At 66.8% G+C, this 22,719-nt stretch carries 28 protein-coding genes; 18 read left to right on the top strand and 10 right to left on the bottom strand.

The annotated features are described in order from the left end of the window. The first annotated feature begins 12 nt into the window (after positions 1 to 12). The 4 genes from recQ to J0A91_RS02205 all read left to right on the top strand — a co-directional run bounded on the left by recQ (position 13) and on the right by J0A91_RS02205 (position 3,159). Positions 13 to 1,770: a DNA helicase RecQ gene (gene recQ, locus J0A91_RS02220; RefSeq protein WP_069203548.1), complete on the top strand. Its 1,758-nt coding sequence runs from the start codon at positions 13 to 15 to the stop codon at positions 1,768 to 1,770. Between the two features lie 21 nt (positions 1,771 to 1,791). Next, entirely contained in the window at positions 1,792 to 2,220 is a 429-nt protein-coding gene (locus J0A91_RS02215) for a TIGR01244 family sulfur transferase (RefSeq protein ID WP_069203547.1), read from the top strand. Then, positions 2,220 to 2,660: a hypothetical protein gene (locus J0A91_RS02210; protein WP_069203546.1), complete on the top strand. Its 441-nt coding sequence runs from the start codon at positions 2,220 to 2,222 to the stop codon at positions 2,658 to 2,660. The genes J0A91_RS02215 and J0A91_RS02210 overlap by 1 nt, the downstream gene beginning before the upstream one ends. Positions 2,661 to 2,802: 142 nt before the next feature. Further along, complete coding sequence (locus tag J0A91_RS02205; RefSeq protein WP_338056945.1) at positions 2,803 to 3,159, top strand: hypothetical protein; 357 nt, start codon at positions 2,803 to 2,805, stop codon at positions 3,157 to 3,159. Between the two features lie 48 nt (positions 3,160 to 3,207). Here the strand turns inward: J0A91_RS02205 and J0A91_RS02200 are convergent, their stop codons facing one another. Beyond that, complete coding sequence (locus tag J0A91_RS02200) at positions 3,208 to 3,588, bottom strand: hypothetical protein (RefSeq protein ID WP_069203545.1); 381 nt, start codon at positions 3,586 to 3,588, stop codon at positions 3,208 to 3,210. Further along, positions 3,585 to 4,262, bottom strand: a complete 678-nt coding sequence (locus J0A91_RS02195) for an EI24 domain-containing protein (protein ID WP_069203544.1) — start codon at positions 4,260 to 4,262, stop codon at positions 3,585 to 3,587. The genes J0A91_RS02200 and J0A91_RS02195 overlap by 4 nt, the downstream gene beginning before the upstream one ends. Before the next feature lie 98 nt (positions 4,263 to 4,360). Between J0A91_RS02195 and J0A91_RS02190 the strand changes: the two genes are divergently transcribed. Continuing rightward, positions 4,361 to 5,362 (top strand): adenosine kinase, encoded by a 1,002-nt coding sequence (locus tag J0A91_RS02190; protein ID WP_069203543.1) that lies wholly within the window; start codon positions 4,361 to 4,363, stop codon positions 5,360 to 5,362. A gap of 227 nt (positions 5,363 to 5,589) precedes the next feature. Next, positions 5,590 to 6,675 carry an FUSC family protein gene (locus tag J0A91_RS02185; RefSeq protein ID WP_069206948.1) on the top strand — a complete coding sequence of 362 codons (1,086 nt, stop codon included), beginning with the start codon at positions 5,590 to 5,592 and terminating at the stop codon, positions 6,673 to 6,675. 21 nt (positions 6,676 to 6,696) lie between these two features. Here the strand turns inward: J0A91_RS02185 and pyk are convergent, their stop codons facing one another. Continuing rightward, positions 6,697 to 8,154, bottom strand: a complete 1,458-nt coding sequence (gene pyk, locus J0A91_RS02180; protein ID WP_069203542.1) for a pyruvate kinase — start codon at positions 8,152 to 8,154, stop codon at positions 6,697 to 6,699. Between the two features lie 71 nt (positions 8,155 to 8,225). On the opposite strand from pyk, the gene J0A91_RS02175 reads away from it, so the two are divergent. The 5 genes from J0A91_RS02175 (at position 8,226) to ruvA (ending at position 11,205) form a co-directional block, all read left to right on the top strand. Continuing rightward, positions 8,226 to 8,522: a DUF1244 domain-containing protein gene (locus J0A91_RS02175; RefSeq protein ID WP_069203541.1), complete on the top strand. Its 297-nt coding sequence runs from the start codon at positions 8,226 to 8,228 to the stop codon at positions 8,520 to 8,522. 82 nt (positions 8,523 to 8,604) lie between these two features. Beyond that, positions 8,605 to 8,844, top strand: coding sequence for a DUF2312 domain-containing protein (locus tag J0A91_RS02170; protein ID WP_010160912.1), 240 nt, complete (start codon positions 8,605 to 8,607; stop codon positions 8,842 to 8,844). A gap of 184 nt (positions 8,845 to 9,028) precedes the next feature. Next, entirely contained in the window at positions 9,029 to 9,772 is a 744-nt protein-coding gene (locus tag J0A91_RS02165; RefSeq protein ID WP_069203540.1) for a YebC/PmpR family DNA-binding transcriptional regulator, read from the top strand. A 118-nt stretch (positions 9,773 to 9,890) separates the two neighbouring features. Next, the gene (ruvC, locus tag J0A91_RS02160) at positions 9,891 to 10,382 is read left to right on the top strand and encodes a crossover junction endodeoxyribonuclease RuvC (protein ID WP_069203539.1); all 492 of its coding nucleotides are present in this window, start codon (positions 9,891 to 9,893) and stop codon (positions 10,380 to 10,382) included. A gap of 229 nt (positions 10,383 to 10,611) precedes the next feature. After that, on the top strand, positions 10,612 to 11,205 hold the full coding sequence (gene ruvA / locus J0A91_RS02155; RefSeq protein ID WP_069203538.1) for a Holliday junction branch migration protein RuvA: 594 nt from the start codon (positions 10,612 to 10,614) through the stop codon (positions 11,203 to 11,205). Positions 11,206 to 11,247: 42 nt separating this feature from the next. Here ruvA and J0A91_RS02150 read toward each other — a convergent pair whose 3' ends face one another. Beyond that, complete coding sequence (locus J0A91_RS02150) at positions 11,248 to 11,592, bottom strand: UrcA family protein (protein WP_069203537.1); 345 nt, start codon at positions 11,590 to 11,592, stop codon at positions 11,248 to 11,250. Between the two features lie 280 nt (positions 11,593 to 11,872). Between J0A91_RS02150 and J0A91_RS02145 the strand changes: the two genes are divergently transcribed. The 3 genes from J0A91_RS02145 (at position 11,873) to ptsP (ending at position 15,840) form a co-directional block, all read left to right on the top strand. Continuing rightward, complete coding sequence (locus J0A91_RS02145; RefSeq protein ID WP_150126802.1) at positions 11,873 to 12,418, top strand: hypothetical protein; 546 nt, start codon at positions 11,873 to 11,875, stop codon at positions 12,416 to 12,418. A 56-nt stretch (positions 12,419 to 12,474) separates the two neighbouring features. Next, the gene (gene ruvB, locus J0A91_RS02140; protein ID WP_069203535.1) at positions 12,475 to 13,497 is read left to right on the top strand and encodes a Holliday junction branch migration DNA helicase RuvB; all 1,023 of its coding nucleotides are present in this window, start codon (positions 12,475 to 12,477) and stop codon (positions 13,495 to 13,497) included. Between the two features lie 75 nt (positions 13,498 to 13,572). Beyond that, on the top strand, positions 13,573 to 15,840 hold the full coding sequence (gene ptsP / locus J0A91_RS02135; protein ID WP_069203534.1) for a phosphoenolpyruvate--protein phosphotransferase: 2,268 nt from the start codon (positions 13,573 to 13,575) through the stop codon (positions 15,838 to 15,840). A 7-nt stretch (positions 15,841 to 15,847) separates the two neighbouring features. Here the strand turns inward: ptsP and J0A91_RS02130 are convergent, their stop codons facing one another. Together J0A91_RS02130 and J0A91_RS02125 are read right to left on the bottom strand one after the other, a co-directional pair. Next, on the bottom strand, positions 15,848 to 16,552 hold the full coding sequence (locus J0A91_RS02130) for a lipase family protein (RefSeq protein ID WP_069203533.1): 705 nt from the start codon (positions 16,550 to 16,552) through the stop codon (positions 15,848 to 15,850). Next, the gene (locus J0A91_RS02125; protein ID WP_240502168.1) at positions 16,537 to 17,163 is read right to left on the bottom strand and encodes a TIGR02117 family protein; all 627 of its coding nucleotides are present in this window, start codon (positions 17,161 to 17,163) and stop codon (positions 16,537 to 16,539) included. The genes J0A91_RS02130 and J0A91_RS02125 overlap by 16 nt, the downstream gene beginning before the upstream one ends. 79 nt (positions 17,164 to 17,242) lie before the next feature. Here J0A91_RS02125 and phhA point away from each other — a divergent pair, with 79 nt between their 5' ends. Together phhA and J0A91_RS02115 are read left to right on the top strand one after the other, a co-directional pair. After that, a complete protein-coding gene (gene phhA / locus J0A91_RS02120; protein ID WP_069203531.1) occupies positions 17,243 to 18,109 on the top strand; it encodes a phenylalanine 4-monooxygenase in 867 nt (288 codons plus the stop codon). A 124-nt stretch (positions 18,110 to 18,233) separates the two neighbouring features. Further along, entirely contained in the window at positions 18,234 to 18,572 is a 339-nt protein-coding gene (locus J0A91_RS02115) for a hypothetical protein (protein WP_150126801.1), read from the top strand. 119 nt (positions 18,573 to 18,691) lie between these two features. Here the strand turns inward: J0A91_RS02115 and J0A91_RS02110 are convergent, their stop codons facing one another. Beyond that, on the bottom strand, positions 18,692 to 19,201 hold the full coding sequence (locus J0A91_RS02110) for a hypothetical protein (RefSeq protein ID WP_069203529.1): 510 nt from the start codon (positions 19,199 to 19,201) through the stop codon (positions 18,692 to 18,694). Between the two features lie 414 nt (positions 19,202 to 19,615). Between J0A91_RS02110 and J0A91_RS02105 the strand changes: the two genes are divergently transcribed. Continuing rightward, positions 19,616 to 19,927, top strand: a complete 312-nt coding sequence (locus J0A91_RS02105; protein ID WP_338056944.1) for an endonuclease domain-containing protein — start codon at positions 19,616 to 19,618, stop codon at positions 19,925 to 19,927. Positions 19,928 to 20,034: 107 nt separating this feature from the next. Then, entirely contained in the window at positions 20,035 to 20,472 is a 438-nt protein-coding gene (locus tag J0A91_RS02100) for a ribosomal maturation YjgA family protein (RefSeq protein WP_083224455.1), read from the top strand. Here J0A91_RS02100 and J0A91_RS02095 read toward each other — a convergent pair. Genes J0A91_RS02095 through J0A91_RS02085 form a run of 3 tightly spaced genes read right to left on the bottom strand, consistent with a single transcriptional unit; the run spans position 20,400 to position 22,685 of the window. After that, positions 20,400 to 21,389, bottom strand: a complete 990-nt coding sequence (locus J0A91_RS02095; RefSeq protein ID WP_069203526.1) for a 50S ribosomal protein L11 methyltransferase — start codon at positions 21,387 to 21,389, stop codon at positions 20,400 to 20,402. The two genes, J0A91_RS02100 and J0A91_RS02095, sit on opposite strands and share 73 nt — an antisense overlap. After that, positions 21,379 to 22,083, bottom strand: coding sequence for an SDR family NAD(P)-dependent oxidoreductase (locus J0A91_RS02090; RefSeq protein ID WP_069203525.1), 705 nt, complete (start codon positions 22,081 to 22,083; stop codon positions 21,379 to 21,381). Before J0A91_RS02090 ends, J0A91_RS02095 begins: the two co-directional genes overlap by 11 nt. A gap of 41 nt (positions 22,084 to 22,124) precedes the next feature. Then, positions 22,125 to 22,685 carry a ClpP family protease gene (locus tag J0A91_RS02085; protein ID WP_069203524.1) on the bottom strand — a complete coding sequence of 187 codons (561 nt, stop codon included), beginning with the start codon at positions 22,683 to 22,685 and terminating at the stop codon, positions 22,125 to 22,127. Between the last annotated feature and the right edge of the window lie 34 nt (positions 22,686 to 22,719).

Here is a 22,719-nt window from a genome sequence, read left to right as displayed (position 1 = left end):
CTAATCGGGCGCGTGATTGATCCACTTCCCATCCTCCAATCCACCTTCGGCTTCCCCGGCTTTCGCGGCGTGCAGGAACAGGTCGTCAGTCGCGTGCTGCGTGCCGAGAACACGCTCGCGGTGATGCCGACCGGCGCGGGCAAGTCGCTGTGCTATCAGTTGCCCGCGGTCGCGCTCGACGGCACCTGCATCGTCGTCTCGCCGCTGATCGCGCTGATGCACGACCAGCTTCGCGCCGCCACCGCGATCGGCATCCGCGCGGCGACCCTCACTTCGGTCGATACCGACCAGATGGAAACGATCGCGCGCTTCCGGCGTGGCGAGCTCGACCTGCTCTATGTCGCGCCCGAACGCGCCTCGAACGAATCGTTCCGCAACCTGCTCAGCCAGTCCCCGCTCGCCTTGTTCGCGATCGACGAGGCGCACTGCGTCTCCGAATGGGGACATGATTTCCGCCCGGACTATCGCCTGCTGCGGACCATGCTCGATGCGTTCCCGGACGTGCCGCGCCTAGCGCTGACCGCGACCGCCGATGCGCATACCCGCGCCGACATCCTCGAACAGCTCGGCATCCCGCACGACGGCATGATCGTGGCGGGGTTCGATCGGCCCAACATCCAGTATCGGATCAGCCCCAAGGACAATATCACCCGCCAGATCGCCGATATCGTCGCCGAGCAGCCCGGACCGGGCATCGTCTATGCGCAGACCCGCAAAGGCGTCGAACAACTCGCCGAGCGGCTCGCCGCGACTGGGCGCAAGGTGCGGCCCTATCATGCCGGTCTCGATCCCGCCGTGCGCGCGCGCAATCAGGCCGATTTCGTCGCGAGCGAGGACATGGTGATCGTCGCGACGGTCGCGTTCGGCATGGGCATCGACAAGCCCGACGTCCGCTTCGTGGCGCACGCCGGCCTGCCCAAGTCGATCGAGGGCTATTATCAGGAGACCGGCCGCGCCGGCCGTGACGGCGACCCGTCGATCGCCCATCTGTTCTGGGGCGCGGAGGATTTCGCCAAGGCGCGCCAGCGCATCGGCGAGGTCGAGCCGCACCGTCAGCCCGGCGAGCGCGCTCGTCTCACCGCGCTCGGCGCGCTGGTCGAAACGCCGACCTGCCGCCGCCAGATCCTGCTCCGCCATTTCGGCGACCCGGCGCCCGATAACTGCGGCAATTGCGACAATTGCCTCAACCCGCCCGGCGCGATCGATGCGACGGAGGTGGCGAGGAAATTCCTCTCCGCGGTCTTTCGCACGGGCCAGAGCTTTGGCGTTGGCTATATCGAAAGCATCCTGACCGGCCAGTCGACTGAGCGCAGCCTGATGAACGGGCACGAGGCGCTCGGCGTGTTCGGCATCGCCTCCTCGCCTGAGGAAGCCGCGCTCATCAAGCCCGTCTCGCGCGCGCTGCTGCTGCGCGACGCGCTTCGCACCAACGATTTCGGTGGTCTCGAATTCGGCCCCGAGGCGCGCGGCATCCTCAAAGGCGAGACCACCGTCTCGCTGCTCGTCCAGCCCAAGCGCGAGCGGCGCCGGCGCGGTGCCGCTGCCGAAAATCCGGCCGGCGATCCGCTGTTCGAGGCGTTGCGCGCGAAGCGGCGCGAGCTGGCGCAGGCGGCGCAGGTGCCGCCCTACGTCATCTTCCACGATTCGGTGCTGCGCGAGATGGCGACGCTCAAACCCACCAGCCGCGCCGCGCTCGCGCACATCACCGGCATCGGCGCGCGCAAGCTGGAGACCTATGGCGACGCCTTCCTCGAGGTGTTACGCGGATGAGCGAGAGGATAGAGTAACCCCATGATACGCAAAATCGACGACTCGGTTTCGGTCTCGCCGCAGATCGCCCCCAAAGATGTGGCCGACATCGCCGCCGCCGGCTTCGTCGCCATCGTCAACAACCGCCCCGATGGTGAGGACGCCGGCCAGCCCGACGGTGCCGCCGTGCGCGCCGCCGCCGAGGCGGCGGGGCTTGCCTATACCGAAATCCCCGTCACGCAGGCCGGCTTCTCGCACCCGCAGATCGACGCGATGGTGCAGGCGCTGGACAGCGCCGGCGGGCCGGTGCTCGCCTATTGTCGGTCGGGCACGCGATCGTGCAATCTCTGGGCGCTCGCGCAAGCCAAGCAGGGCCGCGATCCCGATGTGCTGATCGCCAAGGGACGCGAGGCCGGCTACGATCTCAACGGTCTGCGCCCGCTGCTAGAGGCGCTGTCGGGCCGGGCCTGATGGACTTTCTGCTCGGCCTGCGCTGGTATCAGATCGCCTTGGCGCTGGCCGCAGTGATCGCGCTCGCATGGTACGCGCGCAAGCTTCGGCGCGACGAAGGCAAGCTCACCGACGAGGACAAGGCGCGGAGCATGGCCGAGGAACGGCTCGCGGGCTTCATCGCCCGCGCTGCGCTGGTCAGCGGTGACGGCGGCGCCGCGATCGTCGCGGGCAACGGCACGATCGCGGTGCTGCTCCACCGTGGTGTTCGCGTCGAGGCGCGCCGGCTGCTCGCTCCACTTGCGCTCAGCACCTCGGTCGAAGGCGTGCGGATCGACACGGGTGAAAGCGTGCTCGGTAGCGTCACCCTGTTCGGCGTGCTCGAAATCGACGTCCGCCGCATCGAGGCCATCGCGCAGGCCGGCAATGTCGTCGATATCCGCCAGTTCCGCCCCCATTGAACGCCGCGCTCGGCGAAGCACATGGAACGTCCACAAGCCCGCCCGAAACGGTCCAATACTGAACGAACGTTGCACAGTCAGTTCAGGATGGTTGCAGGCATCGGCGCGTAAACCGTCTCCATCGCATCGAAGGAGACGTATGATGATGAAGCAGAAGTTCGCCGCCGCCGCCCTCGCCGCCGCCGTGCTTATGCCGATGGGCATTGCGGCACCCGCCGAGGCGCAGCGCTATGGCTATGATGATCGCGCGCAATACCAGCGCCACTACGATGACGACGGTCGCTATTATCGCGGCAACCATCGCCGCTATTATCAGGATTGCCGTCGTTCCAGCGGCACCACCGGCCTGATCGCCGGCGGCGCGGGCGGTGCGGTGCTTGGCTCGGTGCTCGGTGGCGGCACGCTCGGCACCGTCCTTGGTGCGGTCGGCGGCGGTCTGCTCGGCAAGAGCCTCGACCAGAAGCACGATCGGTCGCAGAACTACCGCAACGGCTGCTGATATCGCGAGCGTGGCCGGTCATCAGACCGGCCACGCCGCCGGCGTGACTTACTTCCGCTTGCCGATCTGCAAAGCGACCACACAGCTCGCGCGGTCGATCGGGCTGCCGTCGGTTTGGCGCGCATCGACATAGCTGACCACCGGTTCGCTCTTGCCCTTGGGGTAGAGGTAGGCGTCGAGCACGCAGGTCGCATTGCCATATTGCAGCTTGCGCGCGTCGCCCTCGCGCACGTCGGCGATCGGCGCGCCGAACATCGCGGTGAGTGCCGACCCGGTTTGGCCCATCACCCTTGTCAGCATCGTGCCGCCACCGCCCGGCACCGGCACGAACGTCGCCGGGCGCGCCGCCGGCACGACTCCGCTGGCGCAGCCGCCGAGAGTCGCCGCCGCTAGCAGAGTCGTCGTAAATTTGGGGGCGAATCGTGTCATGCTTGCTTCCCGTGGAACAGATGCGTCGCCATCGCCGCGCCGAGCACGGGCGCCGCGAGGTTGAGGATCGGAACCATGAACAACCCGGTCCCGGCAACCCCCAGCGTGAACCGCTCCATCCGGGTCGACGCGCGCCAGCCACGCATCGCCGCAGTGGGCAAATGCCGTGCCGCGACCATCTCGGCGAGGTCGCGCCCGAGCAGCCAGCCGTTGACGACGAGAAACAGCGCGATCGTACCCACCCCAGTCACCAGCAGCACGACATACAGCGGCAGCACCACGATATTGACGACAACCGCGCGTGCCGCCGAGCCGAGCCCCATCATCGCCGCGCGCGCCATGCCGACATGCCGCGCCTCGGCCAGCGCTTGCGGATAATGTTTGCGTTCGACCGCGACGACGATCTCCTCGGCGAACACCATCATCACGCCGATCGCGATCGCGCGGAACAACAGCCAGCCCGCCGCGAACACCGCGAGCAGCGCGGCGAACCCGGCCAGCGCCGAAAGCCAGCCATCCGCGCCCTGCGTCGCGGCAAGACTTTGCGCCCATGCCCAAGCACCGCCGCCGAGCAGCGCGAACAACGCGAAGGTGAGGCCAAGCGATTTGGCGAACACGATCAGAAAGGCGCGGTCGCCGAACTGGCCGATCGAAAGGAAGAAGGCGCGGATCATCCCCCGTCGTGCGGCCGGATCGCGCGCACGTCAACGCGGTTGCGCACGGGGACGCCGCGCCCTAGGCGGCTCCTTTACCCAGATCCCCGGAGAATCCCTTGAGCGCCCCAACTTACGACGTCGTCGCGATCGGCAACGCCATCGTCGACGTGCTTTCCCAGGCCACCGACGCCTTCATCGTCGAGGCCGGCATGAACAAGGGATCGATGGCGCTGATGTTCTCGCCCGAAGAGGCGGATGCACTGTACGCCAAGATGGGGCCGGGGGTCGAGGCGAGCGGCGGCTCGGCGGCGAACACCGTCGCCGGCATCGCTGCGCTCGGCGGCAAGTGCGGCTTCATCGGCCAGGTCGCCAGCGACGAGCTCGGCCAGATCTTCGCGCACGATATCCGTTCGGTCGGCATCGACTTCACCACCGCCGCACGCGATGGTGAGCCGACCACTGCGCGGTGTCTGATCTTCGTCACGCCCGACGGCCAGCGCACGATGAACACCTTCCTCGGCGCGTCCCAGTTCCTGCCCGAGACCGCGCTCGACCGCGAGATGATCGCCTCTGCCGCGATTCTCTATCTCGAAGGCTATCTGTGGGATCCCGAGGAGCCGCGCGCCGCGATGCGCGCCGCGATCGAGATCGCGCGCAAGGCGGGCCGCAAGGTCGCGTTCACGCTTTCCGATACCTTCTGCATCGGTCGCCACGGTGCTGACTTCCGTGACCTGATGGCCAAGGATTTGCTCGACATCATGTTCGCCAACGAGGCCGAGCTGCTCGCGCTCATGCAGACCGACGATTTCGATTCGGCGGTCGAGGCGGCGTCGCAGCAGGTGCCGATGCTGGTGGTGACGCGCAGCGAAAAGGGTGCGATCGCGGTTTCGGGCGGCCAGACTGTCACCGTCGCCGCCGAGCCTGTCGCGCGCGTCGTCGATACCACCGGCGCGGGCGACCTGTTCGCGGCGGGCTTCCTCCACGGTCAGGCGCAGGATCTGAGCGTCGCCGAATCGCTCCGCCTCGGCGCGATCTGCGCGGCCGAGATCATCTCGCACTACGGCGCGCGCGCGCAGGTCGATCTCAAGGCGCTGATGGCGGAGAAGCTGGGCGGATAGATCCGCTTTTTCGCACGGCATCTCCCCAGCGAAAGCTCGGATAAAGCCGTCACCCCAGCGCAAGCTGGGGTCTCGTGCGGCTCTTGTCCCGTGCGAGCCACAAGGAGATGCCAGCTTGCGCTGGCATGACGGTTGGCGGTTGACAATGGTCGGTTCGTCCGGCGCGACGCGACGAAACCGCCGAGACGCGCTGGTGCCACCTGCGGGCACCGCGTAGCGTGGCGGCGATGATCGCCCCGCTCGCCTCCTTGCGCCGTCGTATCGACGTGCGCACGATCGACGAGGCGGAGTGCGTCGCCTCGGTGCTGCTCGCGGTCCTCGCCGCGCACGCGATCGGCGCGACCAACGTCTCCTGGGCGGCGTTCGCTGGGTATATGGTGATGCGCGGGCATCTGCTCGAAACCGTGCAGCGCGGTGTGCTGCGCGTCGTCGGCACGCTGACGGGCGGGCTGCTCGCGCTGGCGGCGATCCCGTTCATCGCGGCGCATTGGTGGCTCGCCGCGCCGGGCATCCTCGCGATCGGCACGGTCACGCTGTATCGGGCGATCACCGCAAAACGCGCCTATGCCTGGCTGTTCGTCGGCCTCACCTTCGCAATGGTGCTGTACGACACGCTCCACGATCCCGAGATCCCGCTCGTCAGCTTCGTGCGGACGCGCATTCTCGAAACGATCGCAGGGACGGCCGCGTGCGTGACCGTCAGCCTGCTCTCGGCGCTCACGCTACGCCGGCTGTGGCCCGCCGAGCGCAACGCCTCGGCCGGCATCGCCGGGTGGAACTGGCCCGCGTTCCGCCACGCCGCACAAGGCGGCCTCGCGCTCGCGCTGTTGGTCATGGTGTCTGCGTGGTTCGACGTGCCCGCGCTTTCGGCCGGCGCGATCACGATCATGGCGGTGATGCTGGTGCCGCTGTCGGGGATCGGCAGCAGCGGCTTCATGCCGGTGAGCTGGCGGTTGGTCTACCGGCTGATCGGCGGGCTGGCCGGGGCGGCGTTCGCGGCGGCGTTCCTGTTCGTGGGCGCTGGTTCCGCGCCGCTGCTGATCCTCGGCACCGCCCTGGGCGTCGCGATTGGCCGGCATGTCGAGAACGGCGATCACGCGCACCGCTACGCCGGCACGCAGTTCACGCTCGCCGTGTTGGTGACGTTGGTGCCCGACAGCTACGCCGGCGCGGTCATCACGCCGGGGCTTGAGCGGCTCGCGGGCACATTGGTCGGCATGGCGGTGATAGAGCCGGTGCTATTGCTCTGGCATGTGTTCGCCCCGCGCCGCGAGAAGGCTGCTGCAGAACGCAGCGAACCCGGCGGGATCTGATCCTCCCCGGAACGGGGCGAATCAGCTCGAATAGCCGTTCAGCTCATCGCCGACGATCCGCACCACATGCAGTACGTTGGTCGACCCCGGCGTCCCGAATGGCACGCCCGCCATGATGATGACCCGGTCGCCCGCCTTGGCGATGCCGTGGCGCAGCGCCATCCGCTTCGACTTGGAAACCATCTCCTCGAACGAGGTGACGTCCTTGGTGAGGATCGGATAGGCGCCCCACAGCAGCCCCGATCGCCGCGCCGTCTCGGGCTTGGGCGTCAGCACCATCAGCGGCACGCCGGGCCGCTCGCGCGCCACGCGGCGCGCGGTCGATCCCGAGGCGGTGAAGCAGATGATCGCGACCGCCGACACCGTCGCTGCGATGTTCTTGGCGGCCTCGGCCAGCGCGTCGGCGGTGGTCGGGTCGGGGCGCGTCACGGTAAAGTGGATTCGGTCGCCGTGCGTGGGATCGCGCTCGACCGCGGCGCCGATCGCATCCATCATCGCCACCGACTCGGTCGGCCAGGAGCCCGACGCGCTTTCCGCCGACAGCATGATCGCATCGGCGCCGTCATAGATCGCGGTCGCCACGTCGGACACTTCCGCGCGAGTTGGTGACGGCGAGGTGATCATCGATTCGAGCATCTGAGTCGCCACCACCACCGGGCGGCCCAGCCGGCGCGAAACCTCGATGATTCGCTTCTGGAGCGGCGGCACCGTCTCGGGCGGCAGCTCGACGCCGAGATCGCCACGCGCGACCATCACGCCGTCGCACATCTCGACGATCTCCTCGAGCCGCTCGATCGCGCTCGGCTTCTCGATCTTAGCGAGCAAAGCCGCACGCCCCTGGATCAGCTTGCGCGCCTCGGCAAGATCTTCCGGCCGCTGCACGAACGACAACGCGATCCAGTCGACACCCTGGTCGCACGCGAAGGCGAGGTCGCTGCGGTCCTTCTCCGTCAGCGCCGCCATCGGCACCACCACGTCGGGCACGTTGAGGCCCTTGTTGTTCGACAGCCAGCCGCCGACGATCACTTCGGTGACGATCCGGTCGGCGTCATGTTCGGTCACGCGCAGCACCAGCTTGCCGTCGTCGAGCAGCAGCCTGGCGCCCGGCTCGATCGCCGCGAAGATCTCGCGGTGCGGCAGTTCGGCGCGGCCGGCGTCGCCAAGTTCGGACGAGCGATCGAGGATGAAGGTCGCGCCCTTGACCAGTTCGGCCTTGCCGTCGGCGAACTTGCCGACACGCAGCTTCGGCCCCTGCAGATCGGCGAGGATCGTGGTCGGGCGGCGATAGATCGTTTCCAGTTCGCGAATCGCCGCGATTACCGCGACCTTCGATTGCTGGTCGCCGTGGCTCATGTTGATTCGGAACGCGTCGGCGCCCGCTTCGTACAGCGCGGCGATCTGCTCGGGGCTGCTGCTGGCGGGGCCGAGCGTCGCGAGGATTCGGACTTTGCGCGAACGCGGGTGGATGGTCTTCGTCATGGCTGTTCCCATCGGTTTGCGCGTGCCCCTCTAGCCCCTATCTACCACCGATCAACCACGGAAAGACACCAATGACGACGATCGAAGATCTCGACGACACGGTCGCGGCCGCCGCGTTCCGCCGGCTGGTCCACCATTTGCGCCACCGCAGCGACGCGCAGAACGTCGACTTGATGGGGCTGGCCGGCTTCTGCCGCAACTGCCTGGGGGATTGGGTGGCCGAGGCGAGCGATGGCCAACTCGACAAGGATGCCGGCCGCGCGATTGTCTACGGAATGCCCTATGCGCAGTGGAAGGCCGAGCACCAGACCGCCGCCACCCCCGAACAGATCGCGCGCATGCAGGAGAGCGTCGCCAGGAACGCGTGACGCGAGTCCGGGGGGTGACGTGGCGGCGGCGCTCGCTTAAAGGCGCTCGCTTTCAGCCATTCATACCCTTGGGGGACACCACATGAGCGAGACCATCGCCGCCGACCAGCTTCGCCTTCTCATCGAGCGTATCGAGCGCCTCGAGGAAGAAAAGAAGGGCATCGCTGACGACATCAAGGACGTTTACGGCGAGGCCAAATCGACCGGCTTCGACGTCAAGACGATTCGCACGATCGTCCGCCTGCGCAAGATGGAGAAGCACCACCGCGACGAGGCGGAGATGCTGCTCGAGACGTACAAGCAGGCACTGGGGCTGGCGTGACGCCAGGCGCGGCTACTCGCTTTTTCCGTTCGTCCTGAGTAGGGCTGAGCGTGTCGAAGACCCGTATCGAAGGACAGGATGCGGGGCACATCCTTCGATACGCGCCTTCGGCTTCGCTCAGTCGCCACTCAGGACGAACGGATCAAGATCGTCAGGCGCGTTAGAATCTTTCGGGACGTTTCCAATGGCAGGCCATTCCAAGTTCAAGAACATCATGCACCGCAAGGGTGCGCAGGATAAGAAGCGTTCGGGCATGTTCTCGAAGCTCAGCCGCGAAATCACCGTCGCGGCGAAGATGGGCCTGCCCGATCCGGACATGAACCCGCGGCTGCGCGCCGCCGTCAACGCCGCCAAGGCGCAGTCGGTGCCCAAGGACAATATCCAGCGCGCGATCGACAAGGCCTCGCGCAGCGATGCCGAGACCTATGAGGAAATCCGCTACGAGGGCTTCGGCCCCGGCGGCGTCAGCCTCATCATCGAAGCGCTGTCGGACAACCGCAACCGGACCGCCACCAACGTGCGGATCGCGGTCTCGCGCAACGGCGGCAATCTCGGCGCGTCGGGCTCAGTGAGCCACGCGTTCGACCGGGTCGGGCTCATCACCTATCCGGCGAGCGTCGGCGATGCCGAAAAGGTGTTCGAGGCGGCGCTCGATGCCGGTGCTGAGGATGTCACCTCGTCCGAGGACGGCCACGAGATCTGGACCGCACAGGGCGATCTGCACGAGGTCGTCAAGGCGATCACCCCCGTGCTCGGCGAACCCGAAGGCGCCAAGCTCGCCTGGAAGCCGCAGACGATGGTCGAGGTCGGCGAGGACGACGCGGCCTTGCTGTTCAAGCTGATCGACACGCTCGACGACGATGACGACGTCCAGACCGTCTGGGGCAATTACGAAGTCTCCGACGCGGTTATGGAGAAGCTGGCGTGACGAAATCCCCCTCCCGCTTGCGGGAGGGGCTAGGGGAGGGCCTGTCCTCCCCAATACGGTCTTTTCGGTTTCGACACGCCCTCCCCCGGCCCCTCCCGCAAGCGGGAGGGGAGATTCGATGATCATCCTCGGCCTCGACCCCGGCCTTGGTATCACGGGCTGGGGACTGATCCGCGCCGAGGGCAACCGGCTGTCGCACCTCGCCAACGGCCGCCTCAAGACTGACAGCGCCGCCCCGCTCGCGCGCCGGCTAACCCATCTCGACACGATGCTGTCGGCTTTGATGTTCGATCACGCTCCGCAAGCCGCCGCCGTCGAGGAAGTGTTCGTCAACGCCAACCCGCAATCGACGCTCAAGCTCGGCCAGGCGCGGGGCGTGGTGATCTGTGCGGTCGCGCGCGGCGGCATCGACGTCGGCGAATATGCCGCCCGGCTGGTCAAGAAAGCGGTGGTCGGCACCGGCGCGGCCGAAAAGGCGCAGGTTCACGCGATGGTCGCGCGGCTGCTGCCCGGCGTGAAGATCGACGGCCCCGACGCCGCCGACGCGCTCGCGGTGGCGATCTGTCACGCGCACCACCTCGCCAGCGCGCGCTCGCTCGCGGGGCGATAAGGTTCGCGTAGGGGTCGACGGCTAACCGTTCCCCCGCGAACGCGGGGGTCCAGAGCCACTCAGCGGATCGCTTGTGGCTCAGGACGCCCCCTTTCGCGGGAGAACGGGATAAGCTGCGGAAACCCTCGGCCTATCTCCCCGCCGCCGCGTGAACCGATCTTTTCGCTTTCCTCGCCCGCGCCGTTCCGCATATGTACCCGTATGAACGCGATAGCCCGGCTCTCCTGACATGATCGCGCACCTCAAGGGCCGGCTCGACTCGACCGGGCTGGACCACGCCATCGTCGATGTCGGCGGCGTCGGCTATCTGGTCGGGGCTTCGACACGCACGCTGTCGGCGATCGGCGCGGTCGGCGAAGCGGTGATGCTGCACACCGAGATGCTGGTCGGCGAGGATTTCCTCCGTCTCGTCGGCTTCGCGACCGCATCCGAACGTGATGCCTTCCGCTTGCTCACCGGCGTGCAGGGCGTAGGGGCGCGCGTCGCGCTGGCGATCCTGTCCGCGCTCGATCCATCCGAACTCGCCCGCGCGATCGCCGCCCAGGACAAGGCGATGGTGGCGCGCGCCAACGGCGTCGGCCCCAAACTCGCCGAGCGGATCGTGCGCGAATTGAAGGACCGGATCGGCGGGGTCGTACTCGGCGGCGCGACACCGGCGGTCGCGCCGGTCGGCGCGGGCGCGGATGCGGTGTCGGCGCTGCTCAACCTCGGCTTCCGCCCGGCGGAAGCCTCAAGCGCGGTGGCTGCGGCGGAGGAGGATCTAGGCGCGGGCGCGACGTTAGATGCTTTGGTACGGCTCGCGCTGCGCAAGGCCGCGAAATAGTGGCGATCGACCGCCCGCCACAAGGGCGGGCGGTCGGAAAGCTCAGCGCCCGCCGCCGGCGGTGGCGGTGCCCCAGCGCGTGTTCAACTCTTCCATCGCGGTGCTGTAGCTTTCGCGGAAGCACGGCGACTGGCGAACCGCATAGCGATATTCGGCGAGGCTGCGCTCGTCGGAGCCGCAGGCGCTCTCGGCCGCGCGCGCGATGCGCTGGCGCAACGCGGCGTGCTCGGCGGGGGTCGCCGGCGGCGCGAGCTTCGCCACACGGATGCTGGTGATGACATCGATCGGGTCGGCCAACGCGGGTGTCGCCACAGCGGTCGCGCCGAACAGCGCGCACGCGAAAACAGCACCCCGGCCGATCGCCGCAGCTTTTATAACTCCAGACATTGCATCATACTCCTGCGCGCCGCCTGCTATACCTGTGCCCGACGGGCGGGGGCGCTGCGCGGCAGCGTCCTCCTCATGGTCAGTCGCCGGTCCGCGACGCATAGGTCCGCGGCTGCTCCATGAAACTGGGCGGCTCCTGTACGCCTCTCGGACAAGCCGGACAAGAGCGGTTTCTCAACGGTTCATTCGGGCGCAAATTTCCGGCTGATCCGAAAAAAAATCATTCCAGTGACGTAACGTTTGTAACAAACCAGCGTATAGCGGCGACATGTCGATCCTCATGAAACCGCTTTGTGCCGTGATCGGTCATCGCAGGTCACACCGCCGCGTATGGCACGATCACGTCGATCTTCGGACGCTCTGCGTTCGCTGCGGCACGCCGCTGATCCGCAGCGCCGATAAGGGGTGGCGTCCGTTCGTGCCGAGCGACGACCATCCAGGCCGGATCAGCCGCGACGCCTATCGCGAGCAAATGAAACGCGAGACCGAATTGCACGCGGCAGGCCCGGCCGACCCCGAGCAATGGGCGCGCCTTTTGATCGCGACGTTCGGCGATGCGGTACGGGGCGCCCCGGCCAACACCGCCACTCTCTTCGACAGGCTGGTCGTCGATCTCCGTAGCGAGCCGGCCTTTGCCGAGGCGATCGTGACGGGGCGGCTCGATCTCCCCGCACGCACTGCGGTCGGCGTCGCCTGCGGCCGGTTGATCGGTGCAACGCGCCCGCTGTCGTTGCAGTTTGTCGATCCGCTTGCGCGCTATCTGCTCGCCTGCGCGCGATCGACGCAACCCGCCGCGCCGCCGACGAGTGCTAACCCGCTGGGCTGACGCGCCGATATTGACCGCTCGACAGGGCAGGTCGCGAACAGGTAGGGAACGGGCCGATGGACGATCCTGACCGCCTGCTCGCACCCACGCGCCGCCCCGAGGACGTCGACGCGGCGCTGCGCCCCAAGTCGCTTGACGATTTCGTCGGCCAGAAGGCGGCGCGCGAAAACCTGCGCGTGTTCATCGCGGCGGCGCGCGCGCGCGGCGATGCGCTCGATCATGTGCTGTTCTTCGGTCCGCCGGGCCTCGGCAAGACGACGCTCGCGCAGATCATCGCGCGCGAGATGGGAGTGGGATTCCGCGCTACCTCTGGTCCGGTGATCGCCAAGTCGGGCGATCTCGCCGCCTTGCTCACCAACCTCGAAGACGGCGACGTGCTGTTCATCGACGAGATCCACCGGCTCCAGCCGGCGGTCGAGGAAGTGCTGTACCCGGCGATGGAAGACCGCGCGCTCGATCTGATGATCGGTGAGGGGCCGTCGGCGCGCTCCGTGCGGATCGATCTGCCCCGTTTCACTCTGGTCGGCGCGACTACGCGGCAGGGGCTGCTCACCACGCCGCTGCGCGATCGCTTCGGCATTCCGGTTCGGTTGAGCTTCTACACCGTCGATGAACTGGAACGCGTCGTCACCCGTGCGGCGGCGCTGCTCGGGCTTGGGATCACAGCCGATGGTGCCCGCGAAATCGCTAGGCGCGCGCGCGGCACGCCGCGCATCGCCGGACGGCTGCTGCGCCGCGTGCGCGATTTCGCGCATGCCGCCGGCCATAACAGCGTCGATGCGCGCGCCGCCGACGCAGCGCTCAACCGGCTCGAAGTCGATGGGCTCGGGCTCGACGCGATGGACCGGCGCTATTTGATGATGATCGCCGATATCTACCGCGGCGGCCCGGTGGGCGTCGAGACGCTCGCGGCGGGGCTCAGCGAGCCACGCGACACGGTCGAGGAAGTCATCGAACCCTATCTGATCCAGCTCGGTCTGGTGGCGCGGACGGCGCGCGGGCGCTGTCTCAACGCGGGCGGCTGGAAGCATCTCGGCCTCAACCCGCCGGCGGGAAGCCAAGACGGGCTGTTCGACTGAATATTCTGCGCGTGCAATCATTTGTTGTGCGCCGCACGATGGATCGCCCCGCGGCATTCTGATAGCGAATCGCATATGCTCACCGCCGTTGCCTCCGCGCGCGAAATCCTGGTTCGCCTCCACGATGTGATGGCGTCGCGCACGCCCGCACAGGCGAAGCTCAATTCGGTCGTCCAGATCGTCGGCGAGGGCATGGCGAGCGAGGTCTGCTCGATCTATCTGCTGCGCGATGGTGCGCTCGAACTCTACGCGACGCGCGGGCTGGCGCAGGAGGCCGTCCATGTCACCAAGCTCGCGCCGGGCGAGGGATTGGTCGGCACGATCGCGCAGAATGTCGAGACGCTCAACCTGGACGAGGCCGCATCGCACCCCGATTTCGCCTATCGGCCGGAAACCGGCGAGGACAAATATCACAGCTTCGCCGGCGTACCGATCATCCGGCGCGAGCGCGCCGTGGGCGTCTTGTGCGTCCAGCATGCCGATCCGCACCGCTACGACGATGTCGAGATCGAGGCGTTGCAGACCGTGGCGATGGTGCTGTCCGAACTGATCGCCAACGCCGATCTGGTCGATGGCGCGGGCGCCGCCGCCGCGCGGGTCCAGCCGACCGCGCCGATCCGCATCGTCGGCCTCAAGCTGGTCGATGGCATGGCGAGCGGCTTCGCGGTCTATCACCAGCCGCGCATCGTCGTCGAACACACCGTCGCCGAGGATGTCGAGGCCGAGCGCCACCGGGTCTACGCCGCGTTCGACAAGATGCGCGAGCAGATCGACCGGATCGCGCGCGAAGCCGAATTCGGCATAGGTGGCGAACATGAAGAGGTGCTCGCGACCTATAAGATGTTCGCCTACGACGAGGGTTGGGCGCGCCGCATCAACGAAGCCATCGACAGCGGCCTGACCGCGGAGGCCGCGATCGAGCGAGTCCAACAGCGCACTCGCATGCGGATGCGCCAGATCGACGATCCGCTGCTCGCGGACCGGATGCACGATCTCGAGGATCTGTCGAACCGCCTGCTCCGCATCGTCTCGGGCCAGCTCGGCACCGCGGCGCAAATGGGCCTGCGCCAGGACACCATCCTGATCGCCCGCAATCTCGGCCCCGCCGAGCTGCTCGAATATGATCGCCGCCGCCTCAAAGGCGTGGTGCTGGAGGAAGGCTCGCTCACCGCGCACGTCACGATCGTCGCGCGCGCGATGGGCGTGCCGGTGCTCGGCCGCGTCAAGAGCGTGCGGCGGCTCATCAGCGAAGGCGACGCGCTGCTCCTCGACGTGACGGCGGGGCATGTGTTCGCACGGCCGTCGTCTTCGATGGAAGAGGCATTCGAGGCCAAGCAGGAACTTCGCCAGAAACGCCGCGCCGCGTTCGCGTCACTCAGGAACGAATTGCCGGTGACCAAAGACGGCCACCGCGTGACGGTGATGGTCAACGCGGGCCTGCGCGACGACGTTGCCGCGCTGGATTTGACAGGCGCCGACGGCATTGGCCTGTTCCGCACCGAATTCCAGTTCCTCGTCTCCTCGACATTGCCCGCGCGCGAACGCCAGCAACGCCTCTACCGCGACGTGCTGGAGACGGCCGGCGAACGCCCGGTGATCTTCCGCACCGTCGATATCGGCGGCGACAAGGCGCTGCCGTACCTCAGTAAGGACGAGGATGAAGAAAATCCGGCGATGGGCTGGCGCGCATTGCGGCTGGCTCTCGAACGGCCGGGATTGATGAAGGCGCAGGCGCGCGCGCTGCTCGAGGCGGCGGGTGGCCGCACGCTCAACGTGATGTTCCCGATGGTATCCGAGCCGTGGGAGTTCGAGGAAGCGCGCGCCTTGTTCGAGGCTCAGCGCGCGTGGCTGATCCGGCGCGGCAAGATGATGCCTCTGGTGATCCGCTATGGCGCGATGCTAGAAGTCCCCGCGCTCGCCGAGCAGCTCGATCTGCTGTTGCCCAAGCTCGACTTTCTCTCGGTCGGCACCAATGATCTGACGCAATTCCTGTTCGCCGCCGACCGCGCGAATCCCAAGCTCGCCGAGCGCTACGATTGGCTCAGCGCCGCGATCCTGCGCTTCCTGCGCCGGCTGGTCGAGCCGTGCCGCGCGGCCGGCGTGCAACTCGGCGTGTGCGGCGAGATGGGCGGCCGCACGCTGGAGGCGATGGCGCTGATCGGTCTCGGCATCGACCGGCTTTCGATCACGCCGGCGGCGGTTGGCCCGGTCAAGGCGATGGTGCGCTCGCTCGACCGCGCCGCGCTGCTGGTGAAGATGGAAAGCCTGCTCGCAGCGCCACCACGCGACATGCGCGCCGCGCTGTCGGATTGGGCCGCCGCGCAGGGCGTCGAGCTGGCGTAACGACGGATCAGCGTCCGGCGAGAACGCCGGCGACCGCGAGCATCACTTCGGCGCGCCACTGCACTCCGATGTGGCTGCTGCGCACCTCGATCGCGCGGGCACCGCGCGTGTGACAGATCTCGCCAGCGACGAGACCGTCGCTTCGGCTCCAGATCGCGGTTTCGGGGACAGGCAACGGCTTGGCGGCGAGTGCCGCCTGCGCGCGGACGTGATCGTCGTCGATCCGGTCGCCGGTGAAGAATTCGAACGAGCGCCAGACGTTGGTCGCGCGGGCCGAGCCGGCATAGGGCGAACTGATCGTGATGACTTCGCGGACCGACGCGCGCGCGCGGTGCGCCGCGATGCGCGCCATGATGCCGCCGAGACTGATGCCGATCAGCGTCACCGGCTCGCCGGTCTCGCGGTGGAGCGCGGCGATGCGTTGCATCAGCACCTCGCCCTCGCGGCCGATCGCGCGCGTGCCGAGGTTGCGGCCGAGGCCCCAGCCTTCGACGCGGTAGCCGAGCCGGCGGAGGAAGCGTTGCAGCAGCAGGTTCGAGCGATCGGTGTTGACGAGGCCGGGCAGGATCATCACCGGCCGGCCGTCGCCCTTCGGCGCGCTCTTCAGCCGCGCGCGGGCGCCAAGCAGTTCGGCGAGGCCCCACATTCCGCGCGGCAGTTCGGCGGCCCAGAGCAATTTCGAGGGAGGAAGCGCCGCTACGTCTTGAACCATTGCATCACCGTCGTCGGAAAGGGCGTCCACGCACCGACGCGGACGCCTGCGTATCTCAACGCGTCGCCGGTCCATGCGTTGCATGTCCGCAGCGCGCTGTAGCGGCCGCGGGCGGCGTAGAACGCGTCGTTGCGGAAATAGCCGGTGCGGTGCCAGCCGCGGGGCGCGAAGCTGGCGCGGATGAAGGCGGCGAGGCGGCGGTATTCCTGCGGGCGGAGCGTGATGACGCGGCTGTCGGGGTCGGGCGTTGGCCAGGGAAGATGATCAACGTGAGCCACAACGCTGTCGGTGCCGAGCGCGGCGGCGAGGACGGTGAGGGGCTTGACGTCGGCCCAGGTCGGGGTTTCGAGGTAGAACGCACGCTCTCCCCAACCTATTGTAATAGCGGGATAATTCGCGTAGAGCGGGTCGGCCAGATCCTCCGGGCGGATCAGGTCGCGCCAATCCACGCCGGCGGCGACGAGCGGCACGATCAGGCCGGTGTGGACTCCGTTGCTCGACACCTGAATCCGCACGCCATCGGCGGGTTCGCGCCAGCTCGTGTTGGTCGGGATCGCGCCGCCGATCAGGCCGGCACCGGCATAGCCCAGCACGAGCAGCACCAGCCCCACGCAGACATTTCGTAGCAAATGTAACCAGAATCGCCGCACGCATGTTCCCCGCCAACCCGGCGCGTGATACGCTGCCGCAGTGACAGAGGAAACGCTTATCCACCCGCCTGAGGGCGCCGCCGCCGACTGGACCGTGCCGCAGAACTGGGCGCATTACACACCCGAAGACCATGCGGTGTGGGACACCCTGTTCGCGCGCCAGGCGAAGCTGCTGCCGGGGCGCGCCTCCGATGCGTATCTGCGCGGGCTCGACGTGCTGCGGCTGTCCAAACCGGGTATCCCCGATTTCGAGGAACTGTCCGACCGGCTGATGGCGCTGACCGGCTGGCAGGTCGTCGCGGTGCCGGGGCTGGTGCCCGACGACGTGTTCTTCGAGCATATGGCCAACCGCCGCTTCGTCGCGGGCAATTTCATCCGCCGCCGCGACCAGCTCGACTATCTCCAGGAGCCCGATGTCTTCCATGACGTGTTCGGGCATGTGCCGATGCTCGCCGACCCGGCGTTCGCGGACTATCTGGTCGCCTACGGGCAGGGCGGGCTTCGCGCCAACGGGATGCACGCGCTCAAATATCTCGCGCGGCTGTACTGGTACACGGTCGAGTTCGGGCTGGTCGCCGAGCCGGAGGGGTTGCGCATCTATGGCGCGGGCATCGTGTCGAGCTTCGCCGAGAGCCGCTTCGCGCTGGAGGACGCCAGCCCCAACCGGATCGGCTTCGATCTGGAGCGGGTGATGCGGACCGAATACCGGATCGACGATTTCCAGCAGAACTACTTCGTCATCCCGAGCTTCGACGCATTGCTGCGCGTGACCGTCGAGACCGATTTCGCGCCCTTGTACGATGCGATCCGAGGGCAGGCGGATATCGCGGTGGGCGAGATCGTCGCGGGGGATGCGGTGCTGACGCTGGGGACGCAGGAGTATGCGCGGGGGAAGGTGCCGGGCTGAACATGTGGTTGACCAAACGGCGCGGAAAGCGGTCGGCCAAAATCACACTCGGGCGGCGAATTGATTTTCGGGACGATGGGCGGCTATTCAAAGATAATATTCACTTTGGCGTACAAGGGCAAAAATGACTGTAGCAATGATTATGGCATCGGCGATTCTGTTTGCTGACACTCCTGTCATTGCGGCTCAGATCGACGATGAAGCCGCCTTCAAGCAGGCGCTGGAGTGCAGGGCCTATACAGACTTTGGGAAATCCCTGCTTTCTAAATTCCCTAACATGTTGAGGATCATCACCAAGCAAAATTTTTATTGGACCAGGCGAAGCGAAGATTTGGGGCAAAAATTCCATTTGCCTCCTGAAGCAGTCTGGATGAATTCGTTGGTTATTGAGCTAAAATCCGAACGCGCCGATTCTGTGCTTGCATCTTGCCTGTCCGCCTCCTCCAAGGAAGCATTTCGTTAAGCACAGCCGGTTCCGCTTTGGGGCAAAAAATATGCGGAAGAAAACGTCCAACTTCGAGCGTTCGCGGGCGGCTCGACCCTCACCGAAGCTAGGATCATGGGAGTGAGAAGTGTGTCGACTTAGGGTGGCGTGGTCAGAAGCGGAAATCTCTTGGATCTAACGAGAGTTGTTTTGACGATCCTCGCTTGTTGAACCCGTGATATTTCTATTTCACAGACGTCGTGATTAAGATGGCCATACCCCTCCATCCGGCCCGTCTTTGCACCCGTGTGAATAGTGCCGGATGCAATCACGTAGATTTTTTCGCCATCATGATCGCTCCAGATCTTATGTAAGGCAGACGCCGCCTGGGTGCTAAACTCCGGATTGCAATATAGTTGTTTCACGTCGGGGCATTCGTCTTTCGTGCAGAAGTGAAATGCGGCCCCTTCGTTGAGCGGCTGATAGATGCCCTCGAACGTGCCGGATTTTCCGTCCATAGATTTCAGTTTGGCGAATAGCTTAGCCGTTCCACTCGGGATGTCTGTATCATCGGACGTGCTCGGCGGTGAACACGCTGCGGTCACTACGATCGAAAGTACGACCACAACGCTTTGGCCGAAGGAGCGCAACGTCTGATAATTGCTCATAAAGTGATCGTGGCAGCGAAGCGTGCCGCGGGCAATCGAGGTGGGAAATTTGTGTGGAATGATCTTTCCCCTTGGCGGAACCCTTCAGTTCGCCTGAGGTCGTTTGGGAGTTCCGAATAGCAGCCATCGCGCGACTTCCCGAGTACTTGCTGTGGATAGTTTGAGGACTGAAAGCGCCACCGCGAATGAAAACGCGTCCGCCGGGAAGCCGACTGGCGACTTTAGGACAGGAAAGCGGCAGATAGGTGCCGTCGGCTGTTGGACGTTCTGCTCCCCTCCCTGGAAGGGAGGGGTCGGGGGTGGGTTGCTCTCGATTTCGTCGAACGGCATCCTCATGCGATGCCCAGAGTCGCGCCCCGCCTGACGGCAAACGCCCGCCGGTTGCGCAACGCGGCCACTGCGGAAGAGCGCGCCTTGTGGCCACGTCTTCGCCACCTGAGTCCTCGCTTCACGCGGCAACTTCCGGTCGGCAGCTATATCCTCGACTTCGCGTGCCGCTCCATCAAGCTTGCGGTCGAACTCGACGGTCGTCAGCATCTCGATGCCGTCGGCTACGATGATACGCGCACGCTGTTCCTCGAAGGCCTCGGCTGGCGAGTCTTGCGGTATTGGAACAGTGACGTTCGCGACAACGCAGACGGCGTAGCCGAGGCGATCATGGCGGCTGTCGAGCACATGACCGGGCCGACCCACCCCCAACCCCTCCCTTCCAGGGAGGGGCTTTAAAGTCCGCTTTCGCCAGATCCGGACATTCCTGATACAAAGCTCACGGGCTTCATACATCCCCACGCCGCCTGCATCACCCCTGCATCGCCCGGTGCTACACCCCCATTATGACCTTCCGCCTCCCCTACGCACTTGCAACGCTCGTGCTGTTCGCGATCGAGGTGGCGATCGCGCTGTTCGTGCATGACCGCTTCGTCCGCCCGCATGTCGGCGACGTGCTCGCGGTGGTGCTGGTGTATCTCGGGCTTCGTGCGCTCACCCGGTTGCCGCGTGTCGGCGCGGTGGTCGTGGCGTTTGCGATCGCGTGTGCGGTCGAGGTTGGGCAGGCGGTCTATCTGGTCGATCGGCTTGGCCTCGCGGGCAATGCGGTCGCGCGCGTTGTGCTCGGCACCGGCTTCGATCCGTGGGATTTCCTCGCCTATCTGGCCGGCGCGGGGATCGCGTTGGTGTGCGATCCCCCACGGTCAGCGCGTCACCAGCTTCCGAAGCCGGGCGCGTCGTTGGCGCCGCCCGGCCCGAGCCGGGTCACGCGCGCGGCGCCGTAGCGGGCGCGTTTGCGCAGGGTGAGCGTCGGCCAGTCGCCGATCGCGTTGGCGGAGACGGGCATCAGCCCCTGGCGGCGATAGGCTTGTGTGACCGACTTGGCCTGCCAGTCGAGCAGCCCGGCGAGAACCAATGTCCCGCCCTCGGCGAGCGCCATCGCGATGGTGGGGGCGAGGCCGATCAGCGGGCCGGCGAGGATGTTGGCGACGATCAGATCATAGGGCGCGCGGCCGATCAGCAGTGGGTGTTCGAGGCCGGGCGCCGCCGCCAGCGCGAGAGCGCCCGGTCCCGCGCCGAGCGGGATGCCGTTTACTTCGGCGTTCTCCTCAGTGATCGAGATCGCGGCGGCGTCGATGTCCGACGCGGTGGCATACGCGCGCGGCCACAGATGCAGCGCGGCGAAGGCGAGCAGCCCGGTGCCGGTGCCGAGATCGAGGATGTTGCGGAAGCGCTTCCCCTGTACCTTCATCGCGTCGAGCGCGAGCAGGCAGCCGGTGGTGGTCTGGTGGTGGCCGGTGCCGAACGCGCGGCTCGCCTCGATGTGGAAGGCGTGCGCGCCCGGCGGCACATCGCCCTTGTTGGCGCTGGTGTGGACGTAGAAGCGCGCGGCGTGGACGGGCTCGATTCCGGCCTGGCTGAGCGTGATCCAGTCCTCGTCGGGAACGCGCTCGGCCTTGGCCTTTACGGCGGCCGAACTCGGCGCGAGCGCACGCACCGCTGCGACGATCGTGGCGTCGGGCTTGCCGCTGAAATAGGCGTCGAGCCGCCAGCTCAGCGGATCGTCCTCGATCTCCTCGCTGGTGATGATGACGGGGGAGGGATCGAACCCTTCGAGGCCCTCTCCCATGTCGATCGCCTCGGCCTCGGCGCGGGTGCAGGGGAGGGTGAGCTTCCAGCTTTCGGTGGGATCAGCGGACATAGCTGGCTCCGTTCACGTCGATCACCGCGCCGGTCATCGAGGGCGGCGCTTCGAGCGCGAGGAATTTGACGGTGGTGGCGATCTCGGCAGGGTCGGCGACGCGGCCCAAGGGGATGTCGGCGAGAAGTGTATCGCCGCCACGGCTGGCGAGATAGTCCTCGGCCATGCCGGTCATGGTGAAGCCGGGGCACACCGCGAAGGCGAGGATGTTCTCGCGCGCATAGCCGCGCGCGATCGTCTTGGTCATCGCGACCATGCCGGCCTTGGAGGCGGCATAATGCCAGTGCGCCGGGCTGTCGCCGCGATAGGCGGCGCGGCTGGCGACGTTGACGATCCGGCCGGGCGTGCCGCGCGTCTGCCAGTGGAGTACGGCGAGGCGGCAGAGTTCGGCGGAGGCGGTGAGGTTGATGCGCAGGGTGCGCTCCCAGCCGGCGACCCAGTCGTCGCCCTCCAGCGGATTGGCCTCGAACACGCCGGCATTGTTGACGAGCACGTCGATCTCGCCACCGAAGCGGTCGAGCGCGGCGTGCCAGAGCGCGTGCGGCGCGGCAGGATCGCCGAAGTCGGCGGCGATCGTGTTGGCGGCGGTGCTGCGGGTGGCTTGGCCGATCAGCGCAACGCCGGGCAGATCGAGCGCGGTGACGATCGCCGCGCCGATGCCGCGCGACGATCCGGTGAGGAGGATGTTGGTCATGCGGCCTCCTAGAGCAACGCCCGGCTCAGCCGCAAACTTTCTTAAATCACGTCGAGCACCAGCCCGAGATCGCGCGCTTCCTCGGCCTCGATATACCAGTTGGAGGGCGCCTTCTCGCGCAGCGTGTCGAAATCGACCCGGCTGCCTTTGACGAGATCGCGGAAGCCTTCCTCCTCGATCAGGATCGAATGTTCGATCTCGTGGAGGGCGGCCTTGATCGAGGCGACGCACATGCGCAGCGGGCCGTTGATGTCGAGCTGCTTCTGGATCAGCCGCTCGTGGATCATCAGCCGGGTGTGGCGGGTGAGGAAGCGGCGCTCGACCGGGAAGGCCGACATCAAGGTCGCGCCCGCCGAATAGACCGCGACCTTGCCGAGAAACAGGATCTCGCGCCCGTCATGCTCGGTGAGCAGGCGGATATCGTCGGCCATCGTGCGCGCGACCTCGGGATCGCCGCCGAGCGTGGTCAGCGCGATGACGATGGTGCCCTCGCCCGGGCAGGTGTCGAGCGCTTCGCGGAAGGTGGTGTACATCGCCTGATCGACCGTGCCCGACAGGCGGATGTGCGGGCGGGCGAGCAGCGGATAACGGGTCATCGACATGCGCGCGGAAACTGCCCGGCGGCGCGAGAGTTCC

It is taken from the genome of Sphingomonas panacis (genome assembly GCF_001717955.1).
Lineage (GTDB): Bacteria > Pseudomonadota > Alphaproteobacteria > Sphingomonadales > Sphingomonadaceae > Sphingomonas > Sphingomonas panacis.
This window is presented reverse-complemented; position numbering and strand designations above follow the sequence as displayed.

What these genes read in the sequence shown, in the direction of transcription:
- J0A91_RS02145 (WP_150126802.1), top strand. Translation starts at nt 11,873, where the DNA reads ATGAAACCGCTTTGTGCCGTGATCGGTCATCGCAGGTCACACCGCCGC.
- J0A91_RS02185 (WP_069206948.1), top strand. Translation starts at nt 5,590, where the DNA reads ATGATCGCCCCGCTCGCCTCCTTGCGCCGTCGTATCGACGTGCGCACG.
- J0A91_RS02085 (WP_069203524.1), bottom strand. Translation starts at nt 22,685, where the DNA reads ATGTCGATGACCCGTTATCCGCTGCTCGCCCGCCCGCACATCCGCCTG.
- J0A91_RS02150 (WP_069203537.1), bottom strand. Translation starts at nt 11,592, where the DNA reads ATGTCTGGAGTTATAAAAGCTGCGGCGATCGGCCGGGGTGCTGTTTTC.
- J0A91_RS02095 (WP_069203526.1), bottom strand. Translation starts at nt 21,389, where the DNA reads ATGTCCGCTGATCCCACCGAAAGCTGGAAGCTCACCCTCCCCTGCACC.
- J0A91_RS02130 (WP_069203533.1), bottom strand. Translation starts at nt 16,552, where the DNA reads ATGGTTCAAGACGTAGCGGCGCTTCCTCCCTCGAAATTGCTCTGGGCC.
- J0A91_RS02110 (WP_069203529.1), bottom strand. Translation starts at nt 19,201, where the DNA reads ATGAGCAATTATCAGACGTTGCGCTCCTTCGGCCAAAGCGTTGTGGTC.
- J0A91_RS02115 (WP_150126801.1), top strand. Translation starts at nt 18,234, where the DNA reads ATGACTGTAGCAATGATTATGGCATCGGCGATTCTGTTTGCTGACACT.
- J0A91_RS02165 (WP_069203540.1), top strand. Translation starts at nt 9,029, where the DNA reads ATGGCAGGCCATTCCAAGTTCAAGAACATCATGCACCGCAAGGGTGCG.
- J0A91_RS02195 (WP_069203544.1), bottom strand. Translation starts at nt 4,262, where the DNA reads ATGATCCGCGCCTTCTTCCTTTCGATCGGCCAGTTCGGCGACCGCGCC.
- J0A91_RS02200 (WP_069203545.1), bottom strand. Translation starts at nt 3,588, where the DNA reads ATGACACGATTCGCCCCCAAATTTACGACGACTCTGCTAGCGGCGGCG.
- J0A91_RS02210 (WP_069203546.1), top strand. Translation starts at nt 2,220, where the DNA reads ATGGACTTTCTGCTCGGCCTGCGCTGGTATCAGATCGCCTTGGCGCTG.
- pyk (WP_069203542.1), bottom strand. Translation starts at nt 8,154, where the DNA reads ATGACGAAGACCATCCACCCGCGTTCGCGCAAAGTCCGAATCCTCGCG.
- J0A91_RS02170 (WP_010160912.1), top strand. Translation starts at nt 8,605, where the DNA reads ATGAGCGAGACCATCGCCGCCGACCAGCTTCGCCTTCTCATCGAGCGT.
- ruvB (WP_069203535.1), top strand. Translation starts at nt 12,475, where the DNA reads ATGGACGATCCTGACCGCCTGCTCGCACCCACGCGCCGCCCCGAGGAC.
- ruvC (WP_069203539.1), top strand. Translation starts at nt 9,891, where the DNA reads ATGATCATCCTCGGCCTCGACCCCGGCCTTGGTATCACGGGCTGGGGA.
- ptsP (WP_069203534.1), top strand. Translation starts at nt 13,573, where the DNA reads ATGCTCACCGCCGTTGCCTCCGCGCGCGAAATCCTGGTTCGCCTCCAC.
- J0A91_RS02100 (WP_083224455.1), top strand. Translation starts at nt 20,035, where the DNA reads ATGACCTTCCGCCTCCCCTACGCACTTGCAACGCTCGTGCTGTTCGCG.
- J0A91_RS02205 (WP_338056945.1), top strand. Translation starts at nt 2,803, where the DNA reads ATGATGAAGCAGAAGTTCGCCGCCGCCGCCCTCGCCGCCGCCGTGCTT.
- ruvA (WP_069203538.1), top strand. Translation starts at nt 10,612, where the DNA reads ATGATCGCGCACCTCAAGGGCCGGCTCGACTCGACCGGGCTGGACCAC.
- J0A91_RS02090 (WP_069203525.1), bottom strand. Translation starts at nt 22,083, where the DNA reads ATGACCAACATCCTCCTCACCGGATCGTCGCGCGGCATCGGCGCGGCG.
- J0A91_RS02215 (WP_069203547.1), top strand. Translation starts at nt 1,792, where the DNA reads ATGATACGCAAAATCGACGACTCGGTTTCGGTCTCGCCGCAGATCGCC.
- J0A91_RS02175 (WP_069203541.1), top strand. Translation starts at nt 8,226, where the DNA reads ATGACGACGATCGAAGATCTCGACGACACGGTCGCGGCCGCCGCGTTC.